Source organism: Desulfosporosinus sp. I2 (assembly GCF_000960765.1).
Lineage (GTDB): Bacteria > Bacillota > Desulfitobacteriia > Desulfitobacteriales > Desulfitobacteriaceae > Desulfosporosinus.
Genome location: NZ_JYNH01000073.1, coordinates 1 through 22,169 on the forward strand (window position 1 = coordinate 1; position 22,169 = coordinate 22,169).

Consider the following 22,169-nt stretch of genomic DNA (forward strand, 5'->3'; position numbering starts at 1 on the left):
AAGTGGGGAAAACAGCTTTTTGTCAAAGCTGAACTAACCCTTCAAACCTTTGCTCCGGAAATTATTGAAGACTTACAACAAGAAAACAAACTCTCCAGTGATTATACTAAGCTTATCGCTTCGGCAAAGATATTGTTCGAAGGGGAAGAGAGAAATCTACCGGGCTTGGTTCCGTTTCAGTTATCAACTGATCGAGCTACGCGGAAACGAGCCAATCAAGCTAAATACGCTTTCTTTAACTCCAATGAACAGAAGTTGGATGAAATCTACGATGGCTTGGTTAAAGTACGAGCGCGTATTGCCAAGAAATTGGGTTATGAAGATTTTATCCAACTTGGCTATGCTAGGATGTTACGCTCAGACTACACTCCAGATATGGTGGCAAACTTCCGTAAACAGGTCAAAGACTCTGTTGTTCCAGTGGCTAGTAGACTGCGGGAACGACAAAGGAGGAGGCTGGGGTCGGCAACTCTGCCTTATTATGATGAGAAGTTTAATTATCTAACCGGTAATGCTTTGCCTCAAGGGGATCCAGAGTGGATTGTGGATAATGGACGACGTATGTACAATGAGTTGTCCAAAGAGACAGGTCAATTTTTTCAGTTTATGATTGACAATGAGTTGATGGATTTAGTTAGTAAAAAGGGGAAAGCGGGTGGCGGTTATTGTACTTTTATCGGTCAATATCAGGTGCCCTTTATCTTCTCGAATTTTAACGGCACATCAGGGGATATTGACGTTTTGACACATGAGGCCGGACATGCTTTTCAAGTTTATTGCAGTAAAAACTATCAAATACCTGAATATCACTGGCCAACCTATGAGGCTTGTGAGATCCATTCTATGAGCATGGAATTTTTGACCTGGCCTTGGATGGAACTTTTCTTCAAAGAAGACACTGCCAAATATAAATTCACCCATTTGAGCGAGGCTTTACTCTTCATTCCCTATGGGGTTAGTGTTGATGAATTCCAGCATTTTGTATACGCTCATCCGGAAGCCTCACCCCAAGACAGAAAAGCAGCTTGGAGAGAGATCGAAAAGAAATACCTGCCTCATCGAGATTATGAAGACAACGACTATCTTGAACGTGGTGGTTATTGGCATCAACAAGGGCATATATTTGGAGATCCGTTTTATTACATCGATTACACCTTAGCTCAAATTTGTGCCTTCCAGTTCTGGAAGAGGTCTCGTGAAAATCGTGAATCAGCTTGGGCAGACTACCTGAGGCTATGTCAGGCTGGGGGCAGTCAATCTTTCTTGGAACTGGTCAACTTAGCTGATTTGGTTTCTCCATTTAAAGATGGGTGCATCGAATCTGTGGTTAAGGTCGTAGAAGATTGGCTTGATGGAGTGGACGATTCTAAGCTGTGATTGATGAAATTATTAACAGAAGAGGGTACGCAGTACAAACGAAAAACTATCTCTGAACGAGGTAGTTTTTCTATGTCTAGTAATATTTTGCACGAGGCACTGGGGTTCTTTAGGTTAGAAGTAATCTCTTGCCTGTTGACTGGGAAATTCTCACTTTTAGAAAAAAGGATTATACCCATTTATAGAGAATATAGGAACTATTCGGAACAATAAAAGTAGTTAGTATTTAGTAAGGAGGGGGTATATTGTCGATAAACAGTGAGTACAACGCAGAACTATTAATTGCATCTAAGGAAAGAGAAGATAGAGAACACGTTTTCAACATTCTTGGAAGCATAAGCGCGGCGATTATTGTCATTGTTTTTGTGATTGCCAAATTGCAAAGCTAATTGCTAGCTTGTAACTTTTTTAGCCAAGCAAAAGACTATTTCTAACGTTAGAGGTAGTCTTTTTTTATGCATATATTTCATGATTGGTACCCAATTAGCCGTTTTCAGACGGCGGATATTTCGCCATAGATGTAAGTCCAGCGATTGAACCTAAGCCCATAGTTTCAACTACATTGCTGGGTACAATAACCAGAGCACCTTTTTCCTTAATCCCTTCGTAAAGAATATTCATGGCCCTTAGCTGTAACGCCACCGGATTATTTCCGTAGGATTTTGCTGCTTCGGCAAACTTGATGGCAATCTCTGTTTCCGCTGTACCTAAGATAACTCTAGCTTTACGCTCATTATGTCAATGGGAAAGAAGTTCGCTAATGGGCGAAAAGTGAGGTTCAATAGTTTTACTTTTTTGGAAACATTGCTAAGTTGTCTATATAATCCTTACTTATTTCATTGGTATAGCAACTTTTATTCTAATCGAAAATTATTCTTTGAATCCGAAGGAAGAAATCAGTGATTAGTCTTTTTAGGGATTTTTTTTGCTCGACTATTTATGACAAGTTTTATTCGAATCTTATGTAATAATTAGAGCAAGAGAAGTGCAGTTAACTTGCTCATGCCCTCGAATAAAATATAAGAGGAGGAAACAAACATGTCTCAAGTAACTGGTGTTGCATGCCCAATCTGTGGTAAAGGTGTTCTTAGAATCGATGCCCTAAATAAGTCAGGTGAATCTATAGAATCGGCCGAATTAAGCGTTAGTATGTTTGGAGAAGTAGAATTCTTCGGTGCTGAAGACCTAATTGGAACCAATAATGAGTGGCAATCCACGTCAGCAGTTTGTGCTAAATGTGGTGCGGATTTCAAGGTAAACTCAGATAACTTGGTTATATGGCCAGAATCATCGTCAAATGCAGAAACTAAAATGTATAGAATTGGAAAGTGGATAACCATTTAATTCTAATTTGTGATTTTTGTAATTACAATACTTGCCGAAGGGAGGACTTATTGCTTATCCCTTCTTTTTTTCTTTTCATGGTTAACGAAAACGTCTTTAACCATGAAAACTACTGCATCATATTTTGAGAGGTAACTCGTCTAACAAATCATGAAGATATTCAAATCCTAAACCGGCAATAAACCACTCTGGGGCCATACGAAGGGTAATGTACCCATTGATGTTTAATTTTCCACAGTAGTGCCAAGGACAATCACCTAAGACTCCCGCTAGAATAACACCACTAGAATATTCAATCATCCAAATCGTGGCCAAATACACTAAGCCGCGGATCCACCATGGAAAAGGCCGTATGCGGTTATGCAAAGGTTCAAGAAAGACTGACAGTCCATAAATGGGCATCATAACTAAAAAGGTAAACCCTTGCATACTGAAATCTCCTTTAAGGAGGGAGGCCAAACCCGTATAAATGACCTCAATTACAAGGCCGATGATTCCGTAAATTATGAAGCGTTTGAGAATTTTCATGGCATTAGCATGCCCTGATTTTTAAGGATCAATCGTTTGAAAATGAGTGTAAATTTTGGATCTTGGTCCTTACGATTAGCCGTGAAGAAAAAAGAAACCTCCGCGTCCGAAGGTATACACAATGTCTTTAGACTTGGCTATTATATAGTTCTTCTAAAAACTTATACGTTAGAGATCAATAGTTTAGGGGTAGCTCAATATGATTGTTTCTTATACTTAGGCCTCCTTAGCTTTTCCATTTTTATAGTTGACTTATAGCAGTTTGCAGATACTTATACAAAAATAAATATTATAATAATTATAAAAAAAGAAGGATATCAAATTGCTATGTCGAATAGAAAGAAATATGGATTATGAGTCGGCATTATCAGGTATCGATGTTGGGGATGTACCGATACATAAGAAGCATTCTTCGGGTTATCCTGCAACTGCGATTATTGAAGAGATCAAAAGAGATATTGATTTAGTAGTAATGGGTAGCCACGGTTATGGAATCATTGCCGGCGCAGTAATAGGAAGCGTAACTCAACATGTTCTGGCTCAAGCTCATTGCCCTGTGCTTATAGTTAAGTAGTGCAATACCTCCAAAAGGTTCTCCATGGAGCAAAATGCTCTATTCTTATTGTGAAATAGAAAGCAACAAAATTCTTAACAACGAATGGAGGGTAACCAATGAAGAAATTTACAATGACTGAAGCAATAAACATTGCAAAGCAACTTGGGATTGATTTTGATAGCGTGGGTTTTATAGCAGAAGAATATTTAGAGGGATTAAATATAGAATTAGAACACGGGACAGTCGATCCTCATACCAATGTATCCAATGATGATCCGTTGGTTACTGGTAAGATCGCCCAAGCACATTTAAATGAAACGCATCTTTACTATAACGAAGATATCGGTTTGGAAGCTTGGGAACACGTTATTAAAGCGTTTAAAGGGGATCCCAGAGGTAAAAGGATCCAAATAGTTTAATAGTTGGTGGGGTTGAATTCTAATAAGGGGTCTTACGGTAATTCTATGAAGACAGACGATTGATGAACTAATTGTCTGTCTTCATACTTTATTGCAATAGAAATTTCATATATGTTCCTGCTAAAATTTTAACGGGAACGGTATCTCTGGAAGATTCATAATTAAATCAACAAAAGAGCCGATCCGCCTAATGACGAACCGACTCTTTCAAATTAGCGATCTTATTTTCTATCGACGACCCTTTGACCCACCTTCATGAGATCTACTGGAACCTTGATGTTGTTCTGATGAAATTGATTTTCCTTGATTATTAGCTTTGACTTCCTTAGGTTCTACCTTAGTTTTAGCCTCTGCTATTGTCTCACTTGCAAAAGTTTGATCAAGTGTGTTCAAAGCTGCCTGCTCTTCTTCAGTCAATACACTTTGATCTTCGGTAGGTATTGTCGCTGTATCGCTATTATCTTCGGTAGATATTGTCGCTGTATCGCTATTATCTTCGGTAGATATTGTCGCTGTATCGTTATCATCTGTAGTGGTTGTGGTTTCTTCAGTAGTTTTTTGTTGTTCTTTTTTCTCCATCTTGGCGATACTCTTTTCCATGGAACGAACAATATTAATGGCTACTTTTTCCGAGGCTTGAGAAGGAAGCTTATCGAGTAGACCCGCTAACGTTTCTATGTTTTTAGCAGGTGTCTTACTAAGAGCTGATTCAAGTTTCTGCAACGTTTCTGAATCAGTTGATGTAAGTTTTGTCAAAAAGTCTTGAGCTGCTACTAAGTTTTTGGCATTTCCATTAAACGCAACTTGAGTTTCTTGAGTAGCATCAGTTTGGGTCGTGTTATCTAGTGTTTGTCCCCCAGAAGTATCAGTTTGTGTTGTAGAGTTAGTGGCTAAAATGGTTTGAAGCTTATTGATAAGCTGTGTTAACCATTCGTTAGAAGTAGTTGTAGTGGTATCGGTTGAAGTAGTTGTGGTATCAATAGTTGTGGTATCAGTAGACGAAGTTGTGGTCATGTCTATTGAAGTAGTTGGACCTATAGTAGTCGTGTCTTCTGCTAAGGCAACTGGAGCACTCAGAGGGAGCACACTAAGGGATAATAATAGGGCAAATGCCATAAACTTTAAGTTTTTCATTGATTTCACTTCCTTTAAAGAATTAATTGCTTGATTAATTAAATTATAACGATTTAAAAAACTAAATCTAGACTATTTCTATGATTAGGGAAAAGCTTCCTATAGAATTAGGACTTTAGTCTAATATGGTAGGGACCTGGTAGGGACCTATTTAATTGGGATGAAAGCCTTTGAACTTTTTATTTTCTTAGTTTGTTAGAAAAGTTGATCTATCCGGTAATCCTACGCCGGCTCGTTTTGCATATGTCGGCCGCATGATCGACGTTGAGCAGATCGTAAACAGTAGCGGAAGAAAAGCATGCCGGTAATTACATGCTTATCTTCAAGTGTCAGAGCGAGATTAATGGAGAGCTGAAGCCGTTGAGATTAAGTTTGAGATTAGTACCTGCAAGCGGTTTCTGTGGAAGATGTAGAGGGAGAGAGCCTTTAAGCTCCCACCCTTTTTTGGTTTTTAGCCCTCATCGGAAACGGTGAGGGCCTTTTATGCCCCGAATTAACCATAGTTTTTTTCAGGAAAGCAAAGTGGTGAACCTCCTGTCCCGTTTTTGCATATTATTAAGTAAGATGTAAAAAGGAGGTAATATAATGGCTAAAGAGTTATCGGTTAGAGAAGCATTAAAAATCGCTTATAAAACGGGCCAACAAGTTACAATAGGCCTGTATAGCGGTGTAACTCTAGAAGGAGTAATTGTCGAAAGACTATGGGAGACATCATTTCGTGTCTGGCTGGAACCAGCCGAACCTGTTGAACCAGGACAAGATATAGACAAAGCTATAATAGCAAAATACGCCGTAAAATCAGTCGAATTTGGAATGGCAGATTAAGCTAAAAGAAGGAGGCAAGCAAAATATGAGTCATGAAAAATATGAAGGCATTACAGAAGCATTAGAATACGCTGAGGATACAGGTCAGTCAGTTAATGTAGGTTTAAATAGAGGAGGAGAAGGAGTAAAAATAGAAGGGATCATCAAAAAAGTAGGCGAGAATTTTTTCCGCATTTTGCTGGAAGAAACAGGTCAAATAGATACTGTAGCAATATCAGAAGTTGAATATGTTGAATACTCCTGAATACTCCTGATTTCCTCCGCCACAACTTTCGTACAGTCATCGGGTGAAAGTTGAGTTAGATTCTATATAAGGAAAGTGACAGAAGAGGAGCATTCTTAACCCTAGATAACTCGCATCGATATACCGATTCCGGGGAAAGATATCCCTTGTAAAATCACTCGTCCTACTCATTTGGCTCTCATCGGAAACGGTGGGGGCCCTTTGCTATTCCTTTATCCTTTTTGCGGTATACGCACTAATACCAATATATCGGTCATTAGCAGGCAAATGCAGAAATCACCAAATTAATTCATTTAACTTTTAAGCTTATCAATGGATTGAGTGTTACTTTATTCATTTGGACAATTTCAAACGCCTTAGAGTTAGTTATAACGTCATAAAATAATAATTTCAAACTGACTCAATGATGCCATTGATGAATAGGGTATTCGTCCGCATTCATACAAATAATTCTGAAATAAGAGATTATGACACTTCATCCAGTAGATGGACGTTATATATTCGAACAGTATGACCACTAAATGTAAGATAATACAATCAATTATCCGCTAAAGGAAACAGTTTTCAACTGCTCCGGCTAAACTATATGCTACCACTCGCGGTGTGACACGAAAGTGAAAATTGCATATTAAGTCTTCAACCATAAAAAAGTAAAATTACCATAAAGAAGGAATCTCTCCTTTAAAGATGTTCCTCTTAACGAACTTCCGAAAGAATTAAGGCCTGGCGACTGCTTTTTGTACAGTGATGGACGATATGTAGCAGCACCTGAGGAAACCGTGAAGAGACGGGCGAAAATAAAAAAGCTTAAGGAATCTATGTGGAACGATAAATAGCCAAAAGAGCCCTCAGCGCAGCAGCTGAGGGCTCTTTTGAAAGAATGATCAAATAATTATGGTTTTCTTCTTTTCCTGTCACTCTGGGTCTCGAGCCTTGTACTCATATACTACATCATTAAAATGGCTGTCCGCAACGGAGTGCAGCAAGCAAATTCGGGACTGATTGAATCTGTAAGGGCGATCGAAAGATCCGTCGATGAATTGAAGAAGGCCAAGGAATAAATCATAGATGGAATATTTTACCTGATCCTAAAACAAGCCAAAAGGAATAAGATGAGTTGAGTCCTCACCTTATTTGCAAGGTGAGGAATTTTACGCTTAAATTACTAGAGATATCTAAAAGAAAGAGACTTAATCTTCACATTAGCCTCTTTCCAACTAAACTATGTCTGATGAAAGACCTTCCCATTTATTTCCACAAATTGTTCATTAGCTTTTCAGCTTCATCTTTAATCCGTTTCGTTCCTCAATATCGACTTCGTACTTTCCATTAATTGATTTTAGAGCATCGCTTTCTTTAGCTGTTGCAGAAATATCGGTTTTAGGAATATCTTTCATTGCTTGACCATCGACTTCAACTATCGCAAAGTCGCTAAGGCTAAGGTTTGTCTGCCTTGGTTGGTCCATGCATTAGATTTCGATTCAATTCGACTTAAAAGTAACTTAGGCTTCAAGTAATTTTGATGTTTGTTAAGAAGAAATCTTACGCTGTTCTACACCTAGGGCTTTAAGTATAAGTTCCATTGGACAAAAACCTGTTAATGCCGAAGTCATTAACATAATACCTACAAACCCGGTAAAAATCAGCCAATAGTTGCTGACAAATACGGCTAACAGGACACTAACGAACACAAAAAAACCGGCGATCAAGCGAATCCATGAACCTTTACCGTTTACGATGTACATAATTCTACACCTCCTATGCTATATACCCCCGAAAGGTAGGGGGGTATATAGCATTAAGCATAAGGTATTCCTTTCTAAAGGTCAAGAGTTACTTAAAAATTATTGCCCATAACTTTCGACAGATAGCTCGGTTCTTTAAAGGAGAAATCCGTAAGAAAGCAAAACTATCCACTTTCAACCAAGGGATACCTGTCTCAATTTAATAGATAAATCCTAAAAGAGGTGAAGGAAACATGACGTTGTGCTGTTTATTTATCTTACTCTCATAATCTATAAGAATTTCCTGCCGTTACAAGATCCGAATAACCTTTGGCTTTTATTTTGATGACACTAAAGCCTGCCCTCGTTTTCGTAGGTAATTCTCTCGACAACCCCGCCTAAATACTCCATTATGAGCCCTGCCAATCATACTTCAATAGCCAATGCACTTCGTAATATCTTTTCCTTACTTGGAACCAATTCTTTCTCCCAAACTTACACTACATTCCATTCCCTTTGCAGTTTGCTCTATGATATCCTTGTCAATTTTACATACATCTTTTTTTAGAAACAAGATGACGGTTGAACCACCAAACTTAAAATAACCTTTTTCATCTCCCTTTTCTACTTTTTTATTATTGTATGTTTGTATAATGGAACCTACAAAAGTAGCACCTACTTCAACATACAGTATCTCCCCAAAATTTTCTGAGTTTAGAACGCTCCATTCGCGTTTATTTGCGCAGAAGATCTTCTTGATTCGATTTAACGATGTAGGATTTACGGAATAGTAAAATCCTTTGATCTTTGTTGTTGGACTACAAGTTCCATGGTCCACAAAATGAAATCTGTGATAATCTGAGGGGGGCAACCTAACAATAAGGCAACTGCCTTCTGTATAGTTTGAATCTATAGAATCATGTCCTATTAGCTCTGCTAAAGAATAAGTTATCCCTTTTATCTGGATAAGCATCTTTATATCAATGTTCTCATAAGCCAGAATTTTCCCATCACAGGGAGATATTAAAATCTTCTTATCACTCTCTATGTTAATTTTTTCCTTTTTTAATTTTCGATAGAAGAATTCATTAAAGTTATTAAAACCCTTTTCAGGCATTTCAAAGCGTGCCATATCAATCTTAAATTCGTTTACAAATTTTTTTATTTTAATTTTGCTTATAGCTCTATCACAATAATACCCGCAAATTCTAGAAGTAATCTTTTTCTTGACAAACAGCTCTAAGATTTTCATTCCCAGAGGGGAGGAGTATATCCAATTAATATAAGATTCTCCTGCCACTAGTTCAATTTCATATTTTTCCGTTTTTCTATTATAAAACTTAATCATGTTTACCTCATTTTTTCTTCATCATTTTTCTAAACAATATGCCTATTTAGTAAGAAGCCTACATTCAAGCCTCTTATTATAAAGCACTCATATGCTTTAAACCTTCTATATTCCTAATTTTAACTGCAGTAAAATGAAAGTCAATAATTCCCTCATCTTTCATTTTACTCATTTCTCTTGACATGGATGGACGGGAGACATTTAGAAAATCCGAAAGTTCATTCCGATTTAACGGCAGAGTAATATTTACATCTCCTTCCCTACGATATTGTTCCAGCAAATATGTACTGATTTTCCCTCGCATACTCTTGATCGTAAGATATTCAACCTTCTTGTTCAACATCATCGCTCTCTCAGAGATTACCCTTAAGAAATTCTGAATAAGAGTCCTGTGCCATGAGCACATCCTGTCACATTCCCCGACAATTTTTCCCCTCGGCAAGAAGAGAACTACACAAGTCTCTTGTGCCTGAACAGTTGCTGGCCAGTTCATTTGGCTGGAAAAGGCTATTATTTCGCCGAAAATATCCCCTTGCTTCAGAAGTGTCATCACAATCCTGTTCCCTTCAGCATTCTCTTTACTAACCGTTGCTGCACCCTTAAGAACTATGCCAACGCTTTCATAAGGATCCCCACCGGTTACTATATAATCGTTTCTGTTATAACTGCACACCCTAGGCTTCAAGCAATTAAGCATGGCTAGAATATCAACTCTTTCAATCCCTTGGAATAAGCTCGTTTTTGAAACTTCTTCAAGATATTTTTCAAACATTTTCATCACCGCCTTGTTTATGTATCCTCAGATACCGACTTAGTTCTTTTATTGTAATATAATGAAGCTGTTAAAACAAATCGTTTGAAAGGGGTTCTAAGCATGAAACGAAGCATAATAAAAATAGATGAATCCAAATGTAACGGCTGCGGCCTTTGCGTGACTGCCTGTCACGAAGGAGCCTTACAACTCATTGACGGAAAAGCACGTCTTATTTCCGAAAGTTATTGTGACGGTCTTGGTGACTGTTTGCCTGAGTGCCCGACCGGAGCTATCGTCCTTGAGAAACGTGAAACGGCCGAATATGACGAAGAGGCGGTCAAGAAGCATATAGAGAAAAGCAAGCCTCAGCCTGAAGCTGCTCTTCCCTGTGGTTGCCCTGGTACCCAAGCAAAACTGCTTACCAAAAAGCAACTTGAATCCACACCCGTTCTCGCCAATGAAAACTTACACTCCCAGCTTGGTCAGTGGCCCTGCCAGTTAAAACTAGTACCCATAAACGCATCTTACTTAGATAACGCTCACTTACTGATCGCAGCTGACTGCACAGCCTTTGCCTACCCGAACATTCACCAAACGTTCATGCGCAATAAAATTACTCTGATAGCCTGTCCCAAACTAGATGACATTGATTATTCAGAAAAGCTGACTGCGATACTGAAGCAACACGAAATAAAAAGCGTCACAATATTAAAAATGGAAGTCCCCTGCTGTGGAGGGATTCTTCAAGCTGTAAAGAAAGCCTTGTCAAACAGCGGAAAAACGATTCCCTGGAATGTTGTAACAATCTCAACCGATGGAAGAATTTTAGAAGATTAATTTCAGGCTAAAACAGGTGGATAGATAAGCTTAGACAAGCATCTATCCACCTGTTTTATTTTACATTATCTTCGTGAGATAATACCAACCTCTTAATACTCCAAAGGCGATCATATTAATTAGCTTCGCATTTTCTATAAACCCATTGTTACTGAAGGCTTCTACTAAATTAGAGAAGGGGTGTCCCTGACGGACACTCCCTTTAATCTCTAAAATTCCAAATTATCCAATGGACTATATTTTTAGAATTCTTCTAATTTATCATCGGATGACCAATATAAATATTTCTCAACTGTTTCAATAGTTCGATGTCCTAATTGCTCCCTGAGTGATGCTGTAGACCCTCCATTCTTGAGGTAATTTATAGCGTAGGTGTGACGATAGGTATGAGGGCTAACTCTGATTCTAGGATCGATATTGGCTTGCTTACCATATTCCATTAAATTATCATGAATGGTCTTGTATGCAAGTTTCCCTCTATTACCCTAAATAAAAGCGATAACTTTCAACAGTACCTTGAGTCAGATTTCGTTCCTCACAATGAATGAGATAGTCATCAAATTGAATCGAGTAATCAGTAGGTACTTGAATCTTTCTCGATTTTCGTTTGACAGGGGAAACAACTGCTGTTTTCTAGTCATAATAAATAATCCTTTCTTTTGTTGTTCCCTGCTAGATTTTTCATAAATAAATGCGTATTGCCCTAGAAATCTAGTGCTGTTTAATGTACCGAATCTAGTGCATAAGCATAAAAAACAAAAAAGGCAAATTGATTACTCAATTTACCCTTAAACCCATATTTGGTGCGGTCGAGAGGACTTGAACCTCCATGCCCTTGCGAGCACTAGAACCTGAATCTAGCGCGTCTGCCAGTTCCGCCACGACCGCGTAACAAAAGTTATTATATGAGAAAATAAGTAGTTTGTCAATGATAAGTTGTATGATACAATAAAGTAATATTCGAAATATAAGGCTCCTGCATTAATTATGCTAGGGGTCTTTCGTATGGGTGCGACAGAAAGAGGGTAGCTTATGACTACAAAAAGAGATTTTCAGTTTGGGAGGTGCCCAATGGAAAAACGATTAATTGTGGGGGTTACGGGGGCAAGTGGTTCAATTTATGCAACGACACTTATGAATGCTTTGGCGTTGATGGATTGGCAGGTTGAGTTAATTATGTCGGTAACCGGTGAAAAGGTACTTGCTTATGAAACTGGCATTGAACGCTCTGCCTTCCCAGAAAATGTGCATATCCATGAGAACGATAACCTGTTTTCTTCGCTGGCCAGTGGTTCTTATCGAACAGCTGGGATGGTCGTGATTCCGTGTTCCATGAACACACTGGGTTTAATGGCGACGGGTACAGGGGATCATCTTTTGGCTCGAGCGGCTCAGGTGACGTTGAAAGAGCGATGCCCTTTAGTGGTGGTCCCTCGAGAGATGCCTTTCAATATTATTCACTTGGAGAATATGTTGCGGCTGGCACGTGCTGGTGCGACGATTATGTCAGCTTCGCCAGGCTTTTACCACCAACCTAAGGAGATGCAAGATTTAGTGAACCATGTTGTTGGCAAAGTATTAGATCAGTTTGGAATTGAAAATACACTCTTTAAACGTTGGAGTGGAGTTTGATTATAGGAGGAGACGAGAATTGTGAGAATTGAAATATTTCTGGGGGCCTTATTCATTTGGAATAGTTATGTTTTCATTACTATGGGTAGAGATAAGCGCCTAGCTAAATTAGGAAGTTGGAGGATTCCGGAGTTTAATCTACTTCTTATGGGATTTGCCTTAGGTGGATTTGGGCTCTACTCGGGGATGAGGTATTTCCACCATAAGACTCACCATAAAAAGTTCGTTATAGGTGCTCCTATATGTATTCTTGTGAATCTTTTAATGTTAGGGTATGTGATGTTTCGGTTTTATTATATTTAAATGACCCAAAGGTTATTTGAAACTCTTATCGAATAAAGAAAAGAAGCTATTCGGAAGAAAATTGTCATATTATAAGACTTTATGAGAATAATAGTTATGGGGGTAACTCAATGGTTGAACTTATGGCCGTTAAAGATTATGCACAACAAATTGCGGAAGCAATTGCCACTGTTGTGAAAATCGATATTGAAATAGCGGATCATAATCTAGTACGTATTGCTGGAACGGGAAGGTATCATAAAGGGGTAGGTCTATCGATGGACCGGCAGGGATATGTGTATCAGGAAGTGCTAAGGACCGGACATCAGTTTGTCATTGAAACTCCGGGAACCCATCCACTGTGTACTCCGTGTAAAGCGAGGGGAAATTGCTCTGAAAAGTATGAAGTGGTATCCCCGATCAATGTAGACGGAAAAGCTGTGGGGGCAATCGGACTGATCTGCTTTAACGATGCCCAAGCAAGGCTCATCCAAGAAAATCAGCAATCCTATCTTATTTTTTTAACGAAAATGGCGGAGACTATTGCCTTGAAGTTGAAGGAACAAGAGTTTATGGCGGGTCTGGTATCGTCCAATCACTATCTAAATTCTATTATTGACTGTTTGGAAGAAGGGCTTCTTACGGTGGATCTCGGTGGAAATGTCCTTCACTTTAATCAAGCAGCAAAACGTTTGTTTAGCGCCAATTTGCTTACCCCACGGAGTCAACTTAAATCCTTATTCTCGTCACAAATTGTTTCGGACATTCTAAGCGTAGGAAAAAATATGGATGAAGTTATTGAACGCGAAGTACACGTCGAAACCAAGAAGAATCGAGTCCAGATGGTTTTGCGTGCGCTGCCCATCGAAGGTGAAGATGGAGTGAAAAGCATCGCTGTCACCTTGCGACCGTTTGATGAAATCGGTCGAATTGTTAATCGACTTTCTCTTCAAGATGCAGGGTATACGATTGATGATATCTTGGGAACGAGTGAAAGCATTGTTCAAATTCGAGAAAGAGCGAAGGTTGTGGCTACCACGAAATCAACAGTATTGATTCGGGGGGAGAGTGGGACAGGGAAAGAAATGTTAGCCCGATCGATTCACAATCTTAGTCCAAGACAACAAGGGATGTTTATGGCGATTAATTGCACGGCGATTCCAGAAACGTTGCTGGAGAGTGAACTGTTCGGATACGAAGAGGGTGCCTTTACTGGCGCACGCAAAGGGGGTAAGATCGGGAAATTCGAATTAGCCAATAAAGGGACGTTGTTTCTCGATGAAATTGGAGATATGCCCTTGTTTTTACAGGCCAAAATTCTTCGGGTTCTACAAGAGCGGCAAATTGAACGAATTGGGGGGATAACTCCGGTTTCGGTCGATGTACGCGTCATCGCAGCTACACATCGTGATCTTGAGCAAATGATGGCTAAAGGCGAGTTTCGCGAAGATTTGTATTACAGGATCAATGTGATTCCGATTGATATTAAACCTCTAAGAGATAGAAAAGAAGATTTGGAGATTTTGACGCAGAATTTTATTAAAGATTACAATCAGCAGCTTAATAAAAAGGTTCAGTTTTTAACGGACGAATTTCGCGAACGTCTACAAGACTATTCTTGGCCAGGTAACGTCCGCGAACTTCAAAACGTGATTGAATATGCCATGAATTTGGCTGAAGACTCTACTTTAACTGCAGACCATTTATCGCCGAGATTGAAGACTACCCATTATAATCCTGAAGAACTCAAGGGGTTTAATCTCGAAAGTTTGGAACGGGAAACGATTCTTCGCTGTTATCAAGCGGCTGAAGCCGGTGTTCGGGGGAAAGAGAAAGTGGCCAAGGCCTTAGGAATTGGAGTTGCAACTTTATACCGAAAATTAGCGCGCTATAACATTGAGTAATTAGGAAAGCTGAGATGGTCTCCCATCTCAGGCTTGGGATTTGCTTAATTTTAGTTTCTCAAATCGATAATAGATACTCATTATGAGAAATAAGTTATCAATTTGAGAAATACTTAATACCTTTGTTTATAAAAGATGTTTGAGGACAGATGTTATCATTATGATAAGATCTGTCCTCTGAATAATATCGCAAAGGCACCCACTTAGCTCTTTTCAGGATTTGCAGACGTTGGCATGAATATTGCACGGTACAATTAGGATTAGATTCATTCAATCTCTGAAAAAAGGAACTCTGATCGTCAGAGGGATCTTTATCAATGCTAGGGACGGAGGGAAATCATATGGCTTATACAGTTGTGGGACAAAGCGTTTCAAGAGTCGATGCAGTGGCTAAGGTAACAGGGAAGGCTAAATATACGGATGACTTTTCTGAACGAGATATGTTAATCGGGAAAGTCCTACATAGTCCCTATGCCCATGCGATTGTCAAATCGATCGACGTAAGTAAAGCGAAGGCTTTACCTGGAGTTGAGGCTGTTTTAACGTACAAAGATCTGCCGGAAATTCGATACGCTACTGCCATGCCTGGTGTGATAGAGGCTATTGCCACGGATGAAGTGAGTGTTGCAGAACTTAAATATGGAACTGCAGGCCACCCCTTTTCGCTTGATTCAAGCCACCGGGATAAAGAAGATCGTCATATTCTAACGCAAAAGGCGCGATTCGTGGGAGATAATATCGCCGCGGTGGTGGCAACGGATGCCCTTATCGCCGCAAAGGCCTTAAAGCTAATTGAGGTTGAATATGAAGTGCTAGAAGCTTTGACTAGCACTGAGGCAGCCCTTAAAGAAGGTGCCCCTTTGATTCATGATGACTGCGAAAGAAACATTCTGGCTTCGGGCGGTTACGAGATAGGGAATATTGAAGAGGCCTTTAAAGACTCGGATCATGTTATTGAAGGGGAGTACGAAACAAGTATCGTACAGCATTGCCATTTGGAAAATCAGGTATCTCATGCGTATGTGGATTCAGATCGAAGAATTGTGATCATGACTTCGACCCAGATCCCACATATTGTGCGCAGAATCGTGGCTCAATCCCTGGGGATTTCTTGGGGTCGGGTACGAGTAATCAAGCCTTACGTGGGTGGCGGATTTGGTAATAAGCAGGATGTGACGATTGAACCCTTGAATGCGGCTATGAGTTTAGCGGTGGGTGGACGACCCGTCAAACTGGAACTTTCTCGGGAAGAAGCGATGATTGACACTAGGACTCGTCATGCTTTCAAGTTTAAAATCAAAACGGGAATCAACCAGGATGGGAAAATCAATGGGATTCATATTTCGGCTGTTTCGAATACTGGGGCCTACGCTTCACATGGTCATTCTATTGCCAGTAGTGGAGGAGGTAAATTCCGTTATCTCTATCCGACAAAAGCTTTGAAATATGACCCTATAACGGTGTATACCAATTTGCCGGTTGCTGGAGCAATGCGAGGGTATGGGACACCCCAGATATTCTTTGCGTTTGAATCTCATATCGAGGATATTGCGAAGAAACTTAATATGGACCCTATCGAGATACGAAAGAAAAACTTAGTTGAAGTTGGGTTTGTGGAACCGTTAAGTAAAAATAAGATTATGAGTTGTGCTATTCGCGAATGTATCGACAAGGGTAGAGAATTAATCAAGTGGGACGCCAAAAAGGCCTTGTACAAGAAGCAAAGTGGTGACAAACGTCGAGGGCTAGGGATGGCTTGCTTTAGCTATGCTTCGGGAACCTATCCTGTCGCCTTAGAGCTTGCGGGAGTGCGTATAGTTATGAACCAAGATGGTTCAGTTCAACTGCAATTAGGTGCGACAGAAATCGGACAGGGGAGTGATACCGTTTTCGCCCAAATGGTGGCCGAGATCCTCGGTCTTCCGATGTATATGGTCCATGTCATCTCCACTCAAGATACGGATATTACCCCTTTTGATACGGGGTCTTATGCTTCGCGGCAAACCTACGTTACAGGTATGGCTGTAGAAAAGGCGGCCTTAGAAATTAAGCAAAAAGTCCTTGGCTTTTGCCATAGCATGACGGATACTCCAGCGCATCTTTTAGATCTTAAAGATCAATGGATCGTTTTTAAAGAGTCTGGTGAAAAAGTACAAGCTTTGGAAGTTGTGGCGATGCAGTCGTACTATGATCGAGTCCATGCTCAACCGATTACGAGTGATGTTTCAAATAATGCTCGCATTAATGCGATTCCGTTTGGGGTCACCTTTGCTGAGGTGGAAGTTGACATCAAGACCGGGAAGATTAAGATTTTGGAAATTTATAATGTGCATGATTCTGGGAAGATCGTTAATCCACTCCTGGCAGAGGGACAAGTCCATGGTGGGGTCAGTATGGCGATTGGCTATGCCCTATCCGAACAATTACTCTTTGATGAGGCAACGGGTAAACCTCTTAACAATAATTTGCTGGATTATAAACTTCCTACGATTATGGATACCCCGAAAATCGGGGCGGCTTTTGTAGAAAAAGAGGATCCAACGGGGCCGTTTGGCGTAAAATCACTCGGAGAACCTCCGATTGTTTCTCCTGCTCCTGCTATTCGCAATGCAGTGCTGGATGCTACGAATGTGGCGTTTAATCGGATACCGATGACTCCGCAACGCGTTTTCGAAAAACTTAAAGAAGCTGGAACAATCTAGAAGGCGGGTGATGAAATGTACGATATAAAAGGATACTATGATGCTGAAACTGTTAGTGAGGCTACTGCGCTCCTGGCGGAAAACCCTAATCTAAAACTTATCGCAGGTGGGACAGATGTGCTCATTAAACTGCACGGAGGGCAACTTGAGGGTGCTGAGCTCTTGGGTCTTCGTAAGATCAAATCCTTGGAACATATTCGAGTTGCAGACGATGGGACAATTGTGATCGGGGCAATGGCCACCTTCTCCACGGTTTTCAACAATCCTATTCTCAGAGAACTAATTCCTATCTTAACGGAAGCGGCTATCTCTATGGGTGGACCACAAATTAGGAATATTGCCACGATCGGTGGAAACGTTTGCAACGGTGCGACGTCTGCGGATAGTGCCTCTTCGTTGTTTGCCCTTAACGCACAGTTGAAATTGCAGGCTAAAAACGGGGAACGCCTTGTTCCAATCCGTGAATTCTATCTGGGACCTGGTAAAGTCGCTTTGAACCCTGGGGAAATTCTTACGGAGATTCTGATCGCACCGGAAGATTACAAAGGTTTCGGAGGGCAATATATTAAATTTTCCATGCGCGAAGCGATGGATATTGCCACACTTGGAGTGGCGGTGGTCTGCAAAGTGCAAAGCGGAAACTTTGCCGAGGTTAGAATTGGACTTGGGGTTGCAGGGCCAACTCCTTTAAGGTGCCTCGAAGCAGAAGAGTATGCCAAGGGTAAGAAAATTTCTTCGGAAACATTGGCAGAGATCGGAAAGCTCGCGGTTAAATCGGCCAAGGCTCGGACTTCGTGGCGGGCTTCCAAAGAGTATCGGGAACACCTTGTGGAAGAATTGACGCAAAGAGCTCTAAAAATTGCCGTTGTCAACGCGGGAGGTGCGGAACTTGTTTAAACGAATTGCCTTTACGGTGAATGGAAAAGCTTATAATTTTGAGGTGGATGTTCGGGAATCATTGCTGGATGTTTTGAGAAATCATTTAGGTTTTACGGGTGCCAAACAAGGGTGCTCGGTTGGAGAATGTGGCGCCTGTAGCGTGCTTATTGATGGTACACCTTACGATACTTGTATTTACTTAGCAGTCTGGGCAGATGGTAAGGAAATTAGAACGATTGAGGGCGTGGCTGCGAAAAACGGGGAACTCTCTGACGTGCAGAAAGCGTTTGTCGAGGAGGGGGCTGTCCAGTGCGGTTTCTGCACACCTGGCCTTGTTCTAACCACGACCGCAATGGCGGAAAGTGGCAAAGAGTTTACTCAAGACGAAGTTAAACGAGAACTTTCAGGTCATTTATGCCGGTGTACAGGATACCAGAATATCTTGAAAGCGGCGGAAAAGTCTTTAGAAGGACATGTTTGCACGTGTGTGGACAGCCCTCATTATAAAGGGTAATCAGGTGACATTTTTAAAGTTCAATTGAATTTAACTTCATTTGAACTTTCCATTAATCCATAAATCGACCAATAATTATAGAATAGAGGCATGATGAATAATGATGAATGATAAGATGATCCAGATTCCCTTTAAGAAACTGGTCAATTGGATGTTTGAGGAATATAAACGAACACAAACTATTTTCGGCGTATCTGAGGTTAAATTCTTCCAAAAGAAGAATAACCAACAGATTCAACTCTTTGGAGAAACTATGGATACTCCAGTTGGTCCTGCTGCTGGTCCTCATACCCAACTTGCGCAAAATATTATCGCATCGTATCTAAGCGGTAGTCGTTTCTTCGAGTTAAAATCTGTACAGATCATGGATGAGTTAGAGATTCCTAAGCCCTGTATCCTGGCAGAGGACGAATGCTATAACACGGAGTGGTCTACTGAGCTTCCGATTATGGGCGCCTTTAACGAGTATGTAAAAGCTTGGTTTGCGCTCCATGTTCTACAAAAGGAGTTTTTTAACCAAAGTGATCGTCGCTTTATGTTTAACATGAGTGTAGGGTATGATTTGAAGGGGATTCAATCTCCTAAAGTCGATCAATTTATTGAAGGGCTTAAAAATGCTTCTGAAACTCCAATTTTTAAAGAGTGTCTGGCTTCTTTACTCGAAAATGTTGACCAGTTTGAAAAGGTCGATCGTACCTTTATTGAACAAATTTCACCTACTATTTGCACGTCGATTACTCTATCGACCATGCATGGCTGTCCTCCTGCAGAAATCGAAGCTATCATAAAATACTTAATCAGCGAAAAGAAATTGCATACCTTTGTGAAGATGAATCCTACGCTTTTGGGATATGAATATGTAAGGAACACCTTCGATAAAATGGGTTACAAGTATATTGAACTTAAAGAAGAGTCCTTTACTCATGACCTCCAGTTTAAGGATGGGGTTGAGATGTTGAAACGTCTCAAAGTTTTCGCACTGGAGAAACAAAAAGACTTTGGCGTCAAGATGTCTAACACCTTGCCTGTAAGGATTACGAAATCTGAATTGCCGGGCGAAGAAATGTACATGTCCGGTCGAGCGCTGTATCCGTTAACGATTAATTTGGCGTATAAATTGGCCTCGGAGTTCGATGGGGATCTCAAAATCTCCTATTCGGGTGGAGCGGATGCCTTTAATATTGACCGAATCTTTGAGACGGGAATTCAGCCGATTACGGTTGCGACCACTCTATTAAAGCCTGGCGCTTATATGCGCTTCAAACAATTAGCCGATCTCTTAGATCCTCTGATGACAAAACAAGAGTCTAATAAACTTAATATGGAAAAGTTAAGAGCTCTTGCCGAAGGTGCGTTTGACGATGCTAATCATCTCAAAGAAAAGAGCGATATGATCAATCGGAAAACAGAGCTGAAGTTACCTGTCTTTGATTGCTTCATTGCCCCTTGTACTGTGGGATGCCCCATTGAACAGGATGTTCCGGAGTATTTACGCTTGGTTGGCGAAGAACGCTATGAAGAGGCGTTCGATGTTATTGTGTCTAAAAATCCATTCCCCTTCATTACAGGAACGATTTGTACCCATAACTGTATGACCAAGTGTACCCGCCTGGATTATGATGAGTCAGTGCATATCCGAGGGCAGAAATTGGTGGCTGCAGAAAAAGGGTTTGATGCCTATATGAAGAAGATTCCTGCCCTAAAGCCTCAGTCCTCTGCCAAAGTTGCTGTGATTGGAGCGGGTCCATCTGGACTTGCTGCGGCCTATTTTCTGGCCAAAGGTGGCATGGAGGTCACTGTCTTTGACAAACGTCAGAAAGCCGGCGGTACGGTGGAATATGTTATACCAGACTTCCGAATCTCTAGAGAAGCGATCAGTAAGGACATTAAGCTCATCGAGAAAATGGGGGTAAAGTTCGAATTTGGGATTGATCCCATCGTTTCTGTGGCAGATTACAAAGCGAAAGGGTTCCAGTATGTTTATCTAGCCATTGGCGCAGGAAAGTCTAATGAGCTAGAGCTTAAGGGAGATACTGAGCGCGTGATGGGAGCGATTCCCTTCTTAGAAACCTTTAATGCGAACAGAGATTCCTTAAAGCTCGGAAAAAACGTCGCGGTCGTTGGAGGGGGTAACTCTGCGATGGATGCGGCTCGGGCTGCCCTAAGAGTGAAAGGGGTAGAGAACGTCTATATTGTCTACCGTAGAACGAAAGACTACATGCCTGCAGATCACGAAGAATTAGTCTATGCGATGAAAGATGGAGTTATCTTTAAGGAACTTCTTGCTCCTGTTTCGCTGACTGAAGGCGTCTTAAAATGTCAAGTGATGGAGTTGGGTCAGGCGGATGCTTCTGGACGAAGGAGACCTGTAGCTAAAGAGGGGACCTTCGAAGAATTGCCAATCGATACTGTTTTGTCCGCGATTGGTGAGTTGATTGATTATGACCTGCTCAAGAGCAATGGTATCAAACTAGAGGAAAAGGGCAAAATCTTCGTTAATGAGGAAACGCTGGAAACAAGTGTAGAAAATGTCTTTATCGGGGGGGATGCCCTGGTAGGACCTTGGACGGTGGTCGGAGCTGCAAAGCACGGAACCCTCGTAGCTAAAGCCATTCTTGAAAAAGAGCAGCTCGGATTTAAACAGGAGTATGTAACCAAGATTTCCTTTAATAATCAGAAACAGCTGTTGGAAATTTCCGAAAAGAAAGGGGTTATGAAACCTGTCGCCGATCACAAACTTGAATCAGCTCGATGTTTAGAGTGTAATAAAGTTTGTAATATCTGTGCCGAGGTTTGCCCAAACCGCGCTAACTTGATGATTCCGGTCAAGGGCAAAGGACTCACTAATATTGATCAGATCTTACACATGGACGGAATGTGTAATGTTTGCGGAAACTGCGGGACCTTTTGCCCGTATTCCAGTGAGCCTTACAAGGTTAAGATGACCCTATTTTGGACGGAGAAAGATTTCCGGGATAGCCCTAATACTGGCTTCTATTTCTTAGAGGGTGGTAGCCGTGGGGAATTTATGCTTCGCCTAGAGGAGAAAGTCGAAAAGGTGAAGTTTAATGAAGCAGGCCAAACAGATGTGCCGATTGATGACAAGGTTGCGGCCTTTATTTGGACTGTTTATAAAGACTATGAATATCTGTATAAAGTTTTAAAC

Annotated in this window: 22 protein-coding genes and 1 tRNA gene; 15 read left to right on the top strand and 8 right to left on the bottom strand. The window is 40.7% G+C overall.

The features are described from left to right. Both UF75_RS15780 and UF75_RS29190 read left to right on the top strand, forming a co-directional pair. The coding region (locus UF75_RS15780) for a M3 family oligoendopeptidase (RefSeq protein ID WP_045575550.1) at nucleotides 1-1,377 on the top strand (1,377 nt) is incomplete at its 5' end. A gap of 245 nt (nucleotides 1,378-1,622) precedes the next feature. Continuing rightward, nucleotides 1,623-1,766, top strand: a complete 144-nt coding sequence (locus UF75_RS29190) for a hypothetical protein (RefSeq protein WP_197079431.1) — start codon at nucleotides 1,623-1,625, stop codon at nucleotides 1,764-1,766. A gap of 94 nt (nucleotides 1,767-1,860) precedes the next feature. On the opposite strand, the gene UF75_RS30175 is transcribed toward UF75_RS29190, so the two are convergent. After that, complete coding sequence (locus UF75_RS30175) at nucleotides 1,861-2,019, bottom strand: hypothetical protein (protein WP_242860262.1); 159 nt, start codon at nucleotides 2,017-2,019, stop codon at nucleotides 1,861-1,863. A gap of 396 nt (nucleotides 2,020-2,415) precedes the next feature. On the opposite strand from UF75_RS30175, the gene UF75_RS15785 reads away from it, so the two are divergent. Continuing rightward, the gene (locus tag UF75_RS15785) at nucleotides 2,416-2,721 is read left to right on the top strand and encodes a hypothetical protein (protein ID WP_045575551.1); all 306 of its coding nucleotides are present in this window, start codon (nucleotides 2,416-2,418) and stop codon (nucleotides 2,719-2,721) included. A 117-nt stretch (nucleotides 2,722-2,838) separates the two neighbouring features. Here UF75_RS15785 and UF75_RS15790 read toward each other — a convergent pair whose 3' ends face one another. After that, nucleotides 2,839-3,249 carry a membrane protein gene (locus tag UF75_RS15790; RefSeq protein WP_045575552.1) on the bottom strand — a complete coding sequence of 137 codons (411 nt, stop codon included), beginning with the start codon at nucleotides 3,247-3,249 and terminating at the stop codon, nucleotides 2,839-2,841. 346 nt (nucleotides 3,250-3,595) lie between these two features. Between UF75_RS15790 and UF75_RS15795 the strand changes: the two genes are divergently transcribed. Both UF75_RS15795 and UF75_RS15800 read left to right on the top strand, forming a co-directional pair. Continuing rightward, nucleotides 3,596-3,823: a universal stress protein gene (locus tag UF75_RS15795; protein ID WP_082075182.1), complete on the top strand. Its 228-nt coding sequence runs from the start codon at nucleotides 3,596-3,598 to the stop codon at nucleotides 3,821-3,823. A gap of 98 nt (nucleotides 3,824-3,921) precedes the next feature. Beyond that, the gene (locus tag UF75_RS15800) at nucleotides 3,922-4,224 is read left to right on the top strand and encodes a DUF5661 family protein (RefSeq protein ID WP_045575553.1); all 303 of its coding nucleotides are present in this window, start codon (nucleotides 3,922-3,924) and stop codon (nucleotides 4,222-4,224) included. A 228-nt stretch (nucleotides 4,225-4,452) separates the two neighbouring features. On the opposite strand, the gene UF75_RS15805 is transcribed toward UF75_RS15800, so the two are convergent. Beyond that, the gene (locus UF75_RS15805; protein WP_045575554.1) at nucleotides 4,453-5,358 is read right to left on the bottom strand and encodes a hypothetical protein; all 906 of its coding nucleotides are present in this window, start codon (nucleotides 5,356-5,358) and stop codon (nucleotides 4,453-4,455) included. Between the two features lie 585 nt (nucleotides 5,359-5,943). On the opposite strand from UF75_RS15805, the gene UF75_RS15810 reads away from it, so the two are divergent. Both UF75_RS15810 and UF75_RS15815 read left to right on the top strand, forming a co-directional pair. Next, entirely contained in the window at nucleotides 5,944-6,183 is a 240-nt protein-coding gene (locus tag UF75_RS15810) for a hypothetical protein (protein WP_045575555.1), read from the top strand. A gap of 25 nt (nucleotides 6,184-6,208) precedes the next feature. Continuing rightward, nucleotides 6,209-6,427 (top strand): hypothetical protein, encoded by a 219-nt coding sequence (locus UF75_RS15815; protein WP_045575556.1) that lies wholly within the window; start codon nucleotides 6,209-6,211, stop codon nucleotides 6,425-6,427. Between the two features lie 1,268 nt (nucleotides 6,428-7,695). On the opposite strand, the gene UF75_RS15820 is transcribed toward UF75_RS15815, so the two are convergent. The 4 genes from UF75_RS15820 to UF75_RS15835 form a co-directional block, all read right to left on the bottom strand. Then, a complete protein-coding gene (locus tag UF75_RS15820; RefSeq protein ID WP_045575557.1) occupies nucleotides 7,696-7,893 on the bottom strand; it encodes a DUF3006 domain-containing protein in 198 nt (65 codons plus the stop codon). A 63-nt stretch (nucleotides 7,894-7,956) separates the two neighbouring features. Further along, the gene (locus tag UF75_RS15825) at nucleotides 7,957-8,172 is read right to left on the bottom strand and encodes a DUF2892 domain-containing protein (RefSeq protein WP_045575558.1); all 216 of its coding nucleotides are present in this window, start codon (nucleotides 8,170-8,172) and stop codon (nucleotides 7,957-7,959) included. A 445-nt stretch (nucleotides 8,173-8,617) separates the two neighbouring features. After that, a complete protein-coding gene (locus UF75_RS15830; RefSeq protein WP_045575559.1) occupies nucleotides 8,618-9,499 on the bottom strand; it encodes a phosphatidylserine decarboxylase in 882 nt (293 codons plus the stop codon). Nucleotides 9,500-9,575: 76 nt separating this feature from the next. Continuing rightward, nucleotides 9,576-10,271 carry a Crp/Fnr family transcriptional regulator gene (locus UF75_RS15835; RefSeq protein WP_045575560.1) on the bottom strand — a complete coding sequence of 232 codons (696 nt, stop codon included), beginning with the start codon at nucleotides 10,269-10,271 and terminating at the stop codon, nucleotides 9,576-9,578. A 102-nt stretch (nucleotides 10,272-10,373) separates the two neighbouring features. Here UF75_RS15835 and UF75_RS15840 point away from each other — a divergent pair, with 102 nt between their 5' ends. Next, a complete protein-coding gene (locus UF75_RS15840) occupies nucleotides 10,374-11,090 on the top strand; it encodes a 4Fe-4S binding protein (protein WP_045575561.1) in 717 nt (238 codons plus the stop codon). Between the two features lie 801 nt (nucleotides 11,091-11,891). Here the strand turns inward: UF75_RS15840 and UF75_RS15845 are convergent. Next, nucleotides 11,892-11,978: transfer RNA gene (locus UF75_RS15845), tRNA-Leu, on the bottom strand. 183 nt (nucleotides 11,979-12,161) lie between these two features. Between UF75_RS15845 and UF75_RS15850 the strand changes: the two genes are divergently transcribed. The 7 genes from UF75_RS15850 to ygfK form a co-directional block, all read left to right on the top strand. Continuing rightward, nucleotides 12,162-12,722: a UbiX family flavin prenyltransferase gene (locus tag UF75_RS15850; protein ID WP_045575562.1), complete on the top strand. Its 561-nt coding sequence runs from the start codon at nucleotides 12,162-12,164 to the stop codon at nucleotides 12,720-12,722. Nucleotides 12,723-12,743: 21 nt separating this feature from the next. Next, complete coding sequence (locus tag UF75_RS15855) at nucleotides 12,744-13,025, top strand: DUF1294 domain-containing protein (protein ID WP_045575563.1); 282 nt, start codon at nucleotides 12,744-12,746, stop codon at nucleotides 13,023-13,025. Nucleotides 13,026-13,135: 110 nt separating this feature from the next. Continuing rightward, on the top strand, nucleotides 13,136-14,908 hold the full coding sequence (locus UF75_RS15860; protein ID WP_045575564.1) for a sigma 54-interacting transcriptional regulator: 1,773 nt from the start codon (nucleotides 13,136-13,138) through the stop codon (nucleotides 14,906-14,908). A 341-nt stretch (nucleotides 14,909-15,249) separates the two neighbouring features. Continuing rightward, nucleotides 15,250-17,610: a xanthine dehydrogenase molybdenum-binding subunit XdhA gene (xdhA, locus tag UF75_RS15865; RefSeq protein ID WP_045575569.1), complete on the top strand. Its 2,361-nt coding sequence runs from the start codon at nucleotides 15,250-15,252 to the stop codon at nucleotides 17,608-17,610. 15 nt (nucleotides 17,611-17,625) lie between these two features. Further along, nucleotides 17,626-18,507, top strand: coding sequence for a xanthine dehydrogenase FAD-binding subunit XdhB (gene xdhB / locus UF75_RS15870; RefSeq protein WP_045575565.1), 882 nt, complete (start codon nucleotides 17,626-17,628; stop codon nucleotides 18,505-18,507). After that, nucleotides 18,500-19,003, top strand: coding sequence for a xanthine dehydrogenase subunit XdhC (xdhC, locus tag UF75_RS15875; RefSeq protein WP_045575566.1), 504 nt, complete (start codon nucleotides 18,500-18,502; stop codon nucleotides 19,001-19,003). Before xdhB ends, xdhC begins: the two co-directional genes overlap by 8 nt. Before the next feature lie 100 nt (nucleotides 19,004-19,103). Beyond that, nucleotides 19,104-22,169 (top strand): putative selenate reductase subunit YgfK (gene ygfK, locus UF75_RS15880; protein WP_045575567.1); only part of this gene is annotated, 3,066 nt, incomplete at its 3' end.